The 6,024-nt window shown below is 63.8% G+C and carries 10 protein-coding genes; 4 read left to right on the top strand and 6 right to left on the bottom strand.

Going from position 1 to position 6,024, the window contains the following annotated elements; all coding sequences use genetic code 11:
- Positions 1-306, top strand: a 306-nt coding sequence (locus V5A53_RS12145) for a PadR family transcriptional regulator (RefSeq protein WP_332313880.1), incomplete at its 5' end; no start/stop codon positions are given.
- A gap of 40 nt (positions 307-346) precedes the next feature.
- Here the strand turns inward: V5A53_RS12145 and cysS are convergent.
- Together cysS and V5A53_RS12135 are read right to left on the bottom strand one after the other, a co-directional pair.
- Positions 347-1,840 carry a cysteine--tRNA ligase gene (gene cysS / locus V5A53_RS12140; RefSeq protein WP_332313879.1) on the bottom strand — a complete coding sequence of 498 codons (1,494 nt, stop codon included), beginning with the start codon at positions 1,838-1,840 and terminating at the stop codon, positions 347-349.
- Positions 1,841-1,879: 39 nt separating this feature from the next.
- Positions 1,880-2,356, bottom strand: coding sequence for a DUF7523 family protein (locus V5A53_RS12135; RefSeq protein ID WP_332313878.1), 477 nt, complete (start codon positions 2,354-2,356; stop codon positions 1,880-1,882).
- A 79-nt stretch (positions 2,357-2,435) separates the two neighbouring features.
- On the opposite strand from V5A53_RS12135, the gene V5A53_RS12130 reads away from it, so the two are divergent.
- On the top strand, positions 2,436-2,777 hold the full coding sequence (locus tag V5A53_RS12130) for a VOC family protein (RefSeq protein ID WP_332313877.1): 342 nt from the start codon (positions 2,436-2,438) through the stop codon (positions 2,775-2,777).
- 14 nt (positions 2,778-2,791) lie between these two features.
- Here V5A53_RS12130 and V5A53_RS12125 read toward each other — a convergent pair whose 3' ends face one another.
- Together V5A53_RS12125 and V5A53_RS12120 are read right to left on the bottom strand one after the other, a co-directional pair.
- Entirely contained in the window at positions 2,792-2,992 is a 201-nt protein-coding gene (locus V5A53_RS12125) for a VNG_1110C family protein (protein ID WP_332313876.1), read from the bottom strand.
- Positions 2,993-3,071: 79 nt separating this feature from the next.
- A complete protein-coding gene (locus V5A53_RS12120) occupies positions 3,072-3,236 on the bottom strand; it encodes a hypothetical protein (protein WP_332313875.1) in 165 nt (54 codons plus the stop codon).
- 102 nt (positions 3,237-3,338) lie between these two features.
- Here V5A53_RS12120 and V5A53_RS12115 point away from each other — a divergent pair, with 102 nt between their 5' ends.
- Both V5A53_RS12115 and V5A53_RS12110 read left to right on the top strand, forming a co-directional pair.
- Positions 3,339-4,454, top strand: a complete 1,116-nt coding sequence (locus tag V5A53_RS12115; RefSeq protein ID WP_332313874.1) for an OBG GTPase family GTP-binding protein — start codon at positions 3,339-3,341, stop codon at positions 4,452-4,454.
- Between the two features lies 1 nt (position 4,455).
- Positions 4,456-4,935 (top strand): TIGR04206 family protein, encoded by a 480-nt coding sequence (locus tag V5A53_RS12110; protein ID WP_332313873.1) that lies wholly within the window; start codon positions 4,456-4,458, stop codon positions 4,933-4,935.
- Positions 4,936-5,022: 87 nt separating this feature from the next.
- On the opposite strand, the gene V5A53_RS12105 is transcribed toward V5A53_RS12110, so the two are convergent.
- The gene (locus V5A53_RS12105) at positions 5,023-5,448 is read right to left on the bottom strand and encodes a type II toxin-antitoxin system VapC family toxin (RefSeq protein WP_332313872.1); all 426 of its coding nucleotides are present in this window, start codon (positions 5,446-5,448) and stop codon (positions 5,023-5,025) included.
- Positions 5,445-5,735, bottom strand: coding sequence for a hypothetical protein (locus tag V5A53_RS12100; protein ID WP_332313871.1), 291 nt, complete (start codon positions 5,733-5,735; stop codon positions 5,445-5,447). Before V5A53_RS12100 ends, V5A53_RS12105 begins: the two co-directional genes overlap by 4 nt.
- Positions 5,736-6,024 lie beyond the last annotated feature (289 nt).

Raw genomic sequence — 6,024 nt, 5'->3', positions numbered from 1 at the left:
TCCCTCCCGGAACTACTCATGCTACTCGTCGGCCTTCGGGACGGCGACACCCATGGTAAGGGCGTCATGGAGGATCTCAACCGCTTTTTCGGTGCCCAGTTGAGCCCCGGTACGGTCTACCCGATGCTTCACGACCTCGAAGAGGAGGGCTTCCTCGAGATGCGCGAGTTGGTCCAGACGAAGGAATACGCCATCGACGACGGCGAGGCCGTGCGGAACGAACTCCACGAAGCGATGACCCAACACCTCGCTCTCGGAATGGTGTTCCACCGCGCCCTCGACGAGTTCGACGCCAGCGACGACTGACTGCGAGTCTCCTTTTCGACGCGCGAGTATTCGGCGGTCCTTACAGCCGGTAGGTCGGGCCGTCGTCGGTGTCCTGTACCTCGACGCCGAGTGCTTCGAGGTCGTCCCGGAGGTCGTCGGCGCGCTCGTAGTTGCCGGCCTCGCGTTCGGCCTCGCGGACATCGAGGACGAGTTCGACCAGTTCCTCGGCGAGGGTGGCTTGCCCCTCGGCAGCGCCCGTGAAGTCGAAGCCGAGAACCGATTCGCCGAACGCCTCGAAGGCCTCGATGGCCTCCCGGAGGCCGCGATAATCGTACTCGGTGGCTGAATCGAGGTGGGTGTGGACCGCCGCAGCGAGGTCAAACAGCGCTGCGATGGCCTCGCGGGTGTTGAAGTCGTCGTTCATCGCCTCGGTGAACTCCTCGCGGACCTCGGGGACGACCTCGCGGAGTTCGGATTCGACCTTGGTGTGGGCATCGGCGGAGTCGGCGGCCTCGACGGTGCGCTCGTAGGCGTTTTCGAGGCGATCCCAGCGTTCCAGCGCCTCCTCGATGGCGTCCTCGCTGTAGGTCTGGGTGGAGTTGTAGGAGGCCGACAGGAAGAACATCCGCAGCGGGTTCGTCCCGAAGCGGTCGACGGCCTCGCCGACGGGAATGAAGTTGCCGAGGCTGGACGACATCTTCTCTTCGCCCATCTCGAAGAGGTCCGCGTGGAGCCAGTAGCGAGCGAACTCCTGGCCCGTTGCGGCCTCACTTTGGGCAATCTCGTTCTCGTGGTGCGGGAAGACGAGGTCACGGCCACCCATGTGGATGTCGATGGTCTCGTCGAGGTGGGTCATCGACATCGCCGAACACTCGATGTGCCAGCCGGGTCGGCCCTCGCCCCACGGCGAGTCCCACGTCGTTCCCTCCAGGCTGTCGGCCTCGTACTCGCAGGCCTCGTCGCGGTGGTCGTGGACCGCCTCTTCGGAGACGCCGTCGGCCTTCCAGAGCGCGAAATCCGAGGGGTGGCGCTTCTCGGCGCGTTCCTCGTCGGGGCCCTGTGCTTCGACCTCGTCGAGTTGCTGATTCGAGAGCTTGCCGTAGTCGGGGAACTCGGTCACGTCGAAGTAGACCGACCCCTCGGATTCGTAGGCGTAGCCCTTCTCGATGAGCGTCTCGATGAGGTCGATGATCTCGGGGACGTGCTCGGAGACGCGGGGGTAGACCTCGGCCCGCTTGAGGTGGAGCGACCGCATGTCGGTCAACAGCTGGTCGATGAAGTGACGGGCGACGTCGCCTTCGCTGTCGCCGAGGGTCTCGCCGTCGGTTCGCTCGCCGATGCGGGCGACGATCTTCTCGTTGACGTCGGTGATGTTCTCGACGTGACGGACGCCGTAGCCGAGGTGTTCCAGCCACCGATGGATAACGTCGACGTGCGTCCACGTGCGCGCGTGGCCGAGATGGGGGTAATCGGAGACGGTCAACCCACAGTAGTACAGGAGAACGTCGTCGGGGTCGGCCGGCTCGAACTCTTCGCGCTCGCCCGAGAGCGTGTTCAGCACGCGGAGCGTCATTTGTCGGAGCGACGCCCGCGGACGGTTTGAATGCGTCGCTTACAGCGCGTCCTCGACGGCTCGAACGGCGTTGGCGCCTGCACGACGGCCGACGACGACTGCCAGCGTTCCCTCGGCGGCGGCTGCCGCTTCGACGGCGACGTCGGCGGTTCGAAGCCGACCCAACACGTCCACGAGTGCGCTCGCGTCCACGTCGCCATCGGCGACGACTGCCGTGTAGTCGCCGCCGTCGGCGGTGAACGCGGTCTCGCCGACCTGCAAGAGCGCGTCGGCTGTTTCGCCGCCGGCGTCGACGGGGCCGACGCCGGATCTCATCGAGACGCTGGCGCGTCGGTCCGATTCCTCGTAATCCTCTAGCTCCTCGGCGTAGCGGCGGAGCGCTGCGGCGACGGCTTCGGTTTCGCCCACGTCCAGAAACCGCGCGGCGGCGGTGTAGTTGACGACGCCGGCCCGGAGCGCGGTTTCGAGGAAGGGCCGTCTTCTGAGGGCCTCGCGGGTGTCGGCAGCGACGGTCATATCCGGTGGTCGGTGGATGGCGACAAGCAACTGTCGATTGCGGAGACGGGTTTTTGGCCGCCCCGGCCGAGGTACCTGTATGGACGGTATCGTCTTCTTTCGGACGGAACGACTCGCTGAGGCCGTCGAGTTCTACACCGAGACCGTCGGCGCCGACGTCTGGCTCGAACAGCCCGATTGTACGATCCTCGTCGCTGGGGACTTCCGGTTCGGCTTCTGTGAGCGAGAGGGCGCCGAAACCGATGGCACCCTGACGTTCGTCGTCGACTCACGCGAACGCGTCGACCTGCTCCATGATCGTTTGCATACCGTTGCGGACGAGTCCCCCCGGTACAACGAGCGCTATGAAATCTACCAGTTCTTCGCTGAGGATCCGGAAGGGCGGACGGTCGAGGTGCAGACGTTCGAACACGAGGACTGACCCGTCAGACGGGGCTACGGCAGCGAGATGCCGTTGCGAACGAGGAACTCGTTGACCTCTTTGATGACGACGGGGCTGCCGATGATACGAGCGGCGTGGCCCTCGTCGTGGACGGTCACCATGAACTCGGATTCGAGTTCACAACGGAGTCCATCCAGGGCGTCCCAGGGAAGAACGATCTGGGTGCTGTCACGGAGACTGGATGGATCTGCCATCACCGGTTTCTTTCTTGTATCCGGTCATTAACCTGTTGAAACCCCTGTCGAAACGTGGTGTGTTGGCGGCCGACACGCGTTACGCGTTGATGACGAGCAGGCCGAACACGCCGGCGCCGATGAGGAGGCCGCCGACCGCCTGCAGGCCGTAGCCGAACAGCGTCGAGAAGACGAGGTGGAAGACGCCGAGGAACGCGAGACCGAGACAGACGAAGGTGTAGGCCAGTTTCTTCTTGTCCTCCATACGAGCGATTCGTCGTGGCCGCTGTTAATCCCGCCGCTTCCGGTGAAGGCTGCGGATGCCCAACCGAACGGCTTTTTCGGTGGCAGCGTCTTCGGCCATATAATGGGGCTCGAAGAGGAGATCGAGGAGCTCGAAGAGGAGATCGCCAACACGCCCTACAACAAGTCGACCGAACAGCACATCGGCCGTCTGAAGGCCAAACTCTCCGAGAAGAAGGAGGAACTGGAACGGCGACAGTCCTCCGGCGGCGGCAGCGGCGGCTACGCCGTCGAAAAGCACGGCGACGCGACCGTCGCCCTGGTCGGCTTCCCCTCTGTCGGCAAATCGACGCTCCTCAACGCCCTCACCAACGCCGAAAGCGAGGTCGGCTCCTACGAGTTCACGACGCTGGACGTCAACCCCGGTATGCTCGACTACCAGGGTGCGAACATCCAACTCCTCGACGTACCCGGTCTCATCGAAGGCGCAGCGGAGAACCGCGGTGGCGGACAGGCCGTCCTCTCGGTCGTCCGGACCGCCGACCTCGTGTTGTTCGTCCTCTCGGCGTTCGAGATTCACCAGTACGAACGCTTGTGGGAGGAACTCTACAAGAACAAGGTCCGCCTCGACCAAGAGCCCGTGCAGGTCAACATCCGCAAGAAGCACAAGGGCGGCATCAACCTCACCACCTCCGACCGGGTGAGCCTCGACGACGAGACCATCATGAGCGTCCTCCGGGAGTACGAGTACGTCAACGCCGACGTCACCATCCGCGAGGACCTCACCATCGACCAGCTGGTCGACGCCCTGCAGGACAACCGCGAGTACCTCCCCTCGATGGTCGCGGTCAACAAGGTCGACCTCATCGACCCGTCCTACGTCGACACGGTCAAGGAGAACCTCCGGGAACACGACATCGATCCCGAGAAGGCTGTCTTCATCAGCGCCGAGGACGGCCGCGGTCTCGATTCGCTGAAGGAGAGCATCTGGGAGCGACTCGGTCTCATCCGCATCTACATGGACAAACCGGGCCGCGGCGTCGACCGCGAGGAACCGCTCATCCTCACCGAGGCGGACAACACCGTCGACGACGCCATCGACAAGCTCGGCGGGAGCTTCGACGAGCGGTTCCGGTTCGCCCGCGTGACCGGCCCCAGCGCCAAACACGACGAACAGCAGGTCGGCCGCGGCCACGAACTCCAGGACGAAGACGTCCTGCGTATCGTCGCCCGGAAGTAACGTGACCCGGTCACACCCCGAGGATTCGTCGACTCGCCGCCGGGTTCTCGTAGTCGGGCTGCTCGGCCTGTTGCCGTGGACGGTCATCCTCTCCGGCCGGGAAGCGACGTTCGTCTTCGCGTTCGGCCTCGTCAACACCGACCCGCTCCATCTCACGGATCTCTACTCGTACCTGTTCGTCTACACCGCCGGCCTGCCCAATCGCCTACAGGCGTGGCCGGCCGGCGTCCTCCTCTACGCGGGCGCGCTCGCGTCCGCCCTGCTGGGCCTCCTCGACCGCGAGGACCCGCGACTCACCGGCGGCCTGCTCTTCTTCGCCGGCCTCTCCCACGCACAGGTCGCGTTCGGCCTGTATCGCGCCTACGGATTCGGTGCGAGCGGTACCGCCGTCCTTCCGGTCGGCGCCCTCGCGACGTGGGCGGTCGTCTGGTGGGTCTACTGGCCGGCGATGAAAGAGCGGGGCCTCGGCCCGCTGGAGTAATCGATTCATACGGAGTATTGTAGTCGTTTACCGGCGAGCACCGAGCCGTACCGGGTGCTCGCCGGTAATTCCGTACAACGATCCGTATCAGGCTAGTGCGGCTGGGTCGGTTCGGTCGACGATACCATCGAAGTCGTCGTCGAAACTGAGTACGGTGTCGACGTCGTTAGCCTCGATCTGCGAGAGTATCGTTGCATCCGTGAAACTGAGGTCGTGGTCCCGGTACTGCCGGAACGCTTCGACGCTCGCCCGGACCCGTGGCTCGTCCACCTGCAGGACGGTAATCGGTGATTCGTCCCCGAGAATCCGATCACTTACCGCTTTTGCGGCGTCGAACTCGCCGGTTCGCTTGCGGACCAGCGTGACGGCCTCGTCGTGCACGTAGTCACTCGTATAGAGGGCCCCGAACTCGCCAGAAAGGATGCTCCGAAGCGCTTCGGTCGCGATGTCGTGTCTGCTCGAACGTTCGTGTTGGTGGGCGTAGAACACACCCGTATCGATGAACAGGCTCATTCAAGCGGCTCCTCCTCGTAGAGCACTCGGTCGATATCCTCCTCCGCAATCGGCTCGCCGGAGGCGGTCGTCCCCGACAGGAACTCGTCGATTTCCTCGTCGCTCAGCGGAAGCGTCGTCTCCCGGAACGAGTCGATGAACTCGGATTTCGACTCGTAGGCGTCCGTGACGAGTCGGTCCAGAAGCTCCTGCTGTGTCACGTTCTTGCCCGTCTCTAGCCGGACTTCGGCCTGTAACTCCTCCAGGCGGGATTTCGTCTCCTCGTCCATCTTCACCGAGGTCGCCATACCTGCTAGTAGAACGTTCTACCGAATAAACCCTCGGCGCTCATGGTGGATTTCCACGGGTTGATTTAAGTACCGATGCCGCCCGTCAGACGGGTGTGGCACAGAGTACCAAATGGTCGCTACCGCCGGAATACGGGCGCGTCAAACGTTGTCACGAACCGTACAACCCCACAAAGCATTTATAGTGTCCGATGGTTGTTCTGGGTGTACCCCTACCTATGGTGACAGTACCGAGTACCGGTGTGGGCGGAACGAAGTGCCCTGCCGATTACGACGTACGGTCGCCGAT

Origin of the sequence: Natronomonas sp., assembly GCF_036625485.1 — an archaeon.
GTDB lineage: Archaea > Halobacteriota > Halobacteria > Halobacteriales > Haloarculaceae > Natronomonas.
Note: the sequence above shows the minus strand (reverse complement) of the source record. Positions and strands in the feature narration are given on the sequence as shown.